Annotated in this window: 9 tRNA genes; all 9 read left to right on the top strand. The window is 41.9% G+C overall.

The features are described 5' to 3' along the window. Positions 1-21 precede the first annotated feature (21 nt). Positions 22-95: transfer RNA gene (locus tag ACNPNW_RS17900), tRNA-Trp, on the top strand. A gap of 39 nt (positions 96-134) precedes the next feature. Beyond that, positions 135-219 (top strand) — tRNA-Leu (locus ACNPNW_RS17895). Between the two features lie 35 nt (positions 220-254). Further along, positions 255-328 (top strand) — tRNA-Trp (locus ACNPNW_RS17890). Positions 329-367: 39 nt separating this feature from the next. Beyond that, positions 368-452, top strand: a tRNA-Leu gene (locus tag ACNPNW_RS17885). Positions 453-487: 35 nt separating this feature from the next. Further along, positions 488-561: transfer RNA gene (locus ACNPNW_RS17880), tRNA-Trp, on the top strand. 39 nt (positions 562-600) lie between these two features. Beyond that, positions 601-685, top strand: a tRNA-Leu gene (locus ACNPNW_RS17875). A 377-nt stretch (positions 686-1,062) separates the two neighbouring features. After that, positions 1,063-1,148, top strand: a tRNA-Leu gene (locus ACNPNW_RS17870). A gap of 380 nt (positions 1,149-1,528) precedes the next feature. Further along, positions 1,529-1,613 (top strand) — tRNA-Leu (locus tag ACNPNW_RS17865). Between the two features lie 35 nt (positions 1,614-1,648). Continuing rightward, positions 1,649-1,722, top strand: a tRNA-Trp gene (locus ACNPNW_RS17860). The last annotated feature ends 21 nt before the right edge of the window (positions 1,723-1,743 follow it).

The raw sequence follows: 1,743 nt of genomic DNA, 5'->3' as shown, positions 1-1,743 counted from the left end.
AACTGGATATTGGGTGGAAGTAGAGGATTGGTGTAATGGTAGCATGACGGTCTCCAAAACCGTTCGTCAAGGTTCGAATCCTTGATCCTCTGCCAAAGTTTGAAAGAAATCCAACGTTAAGTTGGTACCCTGATGGGGACGTGGCGAAATTGGTAGACGCACTGGATTTAGGTTCCAGCGCCGCGAGGTGTGAGAGTTCGAGTCTCTCCGTCCCCACCAATCAATATTTGAGTAACTGGATATTGGGTGGAAGTAGAGGATTGGTGTAATGGTAGCATGACGGTCTCCAAAACCGTTCGTCAAGGTTCGAATCCTTGATCCTCTGCCAAAGTTTGAAAGAAATCCAACGTTAAGTTGGTACCCTGATGGGGACGTGGCGAAATTGGTAGACGCACTGGATTTAGGTTCCAGCGCCGCGAGGTGTGAGAGTTCGAGTCTCTCCGTCCCCACCAATCAATATTTGAGTAACTGGATATTGGGTGGAAGTAGAGGATTGGTGTAATGGTAGCATGACGGTCTCCAAAACCGTTCGTCAAGGTTCGAATCCTTGATCCTCTGCCAAAGTTTGAAAGAAATCCAACGCTAAGTTGGTACCCTGATGGGGACGTGGCGAAATTGGTAGACGCACTGGATTTAGGTTCCAGCGCCGCGAGGTGTGAGAGTTCGAGTCTCTCCGTCCCCACCATCATATTAAAGCAAGGCTAATGCCTTGCTTTTTTATTACCTGAAATTTGAGGGCGGTTTTTTTAGTACCAGATTTTTGCTGTCATGGTTGATGAACATCAATGCGTTCTGGGCTTAAATTATCTAGCGAATGATTGCAAGGGCAGGGCTTTAGTAAATTTCATTGTATTGCTGCAATAATTCATGCGATCTGTATATTCAATAATTTAAATGTTATATGGATCAGTCCCATGGTGTCTATCAATCTTATATATTGGCCTAAATAGATTGGTATTTGATCAATAATGAATTAAATGATTAATTTTTGATATAAAAGTATTTAGCTTTCTATAGAACTACTTGTGAATCAGGTCTGATCGCTATAATATACACAGTCATGGGGATATGGCGGAATTGGTAGACGCACTGTGTTCAGGTCGCAGCGCCCTCTGGGCGTGAGAGTTCGAGTCTCTCTATCCCCACCATCATATTAAAGCAAGGCGAGTGCCTTGCTTTTTTATTGCCTGAAATTTAGTAAAGCTGTTGTTATTTATGCTGTGTTGTATTCTGCATTCCATGCACAACTTCAAAAATAATTTATGAATAAGAGTTTCAGTATTCTGAATGCCCATGCTGATCAAGATTAGAAGGTCATTTGAGTTTTAATTTGAAATATTGGAATTGAATCGAAATGACTAAAAACAACGAATCGACAGTCATATCCTAAAATGAATCAAATTTTCGGCATATATTTTATAAAAAATTAAAAATAGAACTAACTGTTTATTTTATAGCGGAATAGATTGTGATTGCTTGTAAAATCGCTTGTCAATGCCGGTCTATCTCTATAATATACACAGCCATTGGGGACGTGGCGAAATTGGTAGACGCACTGGATTTAGGTTCCAGCGCCGCGAGGTGTGAGAGTTCGAGTCTCTCCGTCCCCACCAATCGATATTTGGGCAACTGGATATTGGGTGGAAGTAGAGGATTGGTGTAATGGTAGCATGACGGTCTCCAAAACCGTTCGTCAAGGTTCGAATCCTTGATCCTCTGCCAAAGTTTGAAAGAAATCCAACG

Source organism: Acinetobacter endophylla (genome assembly GCF_053543775.1).
This window is presented reverse-complemented; position numbering and strand designations above follow the sequence as displayed.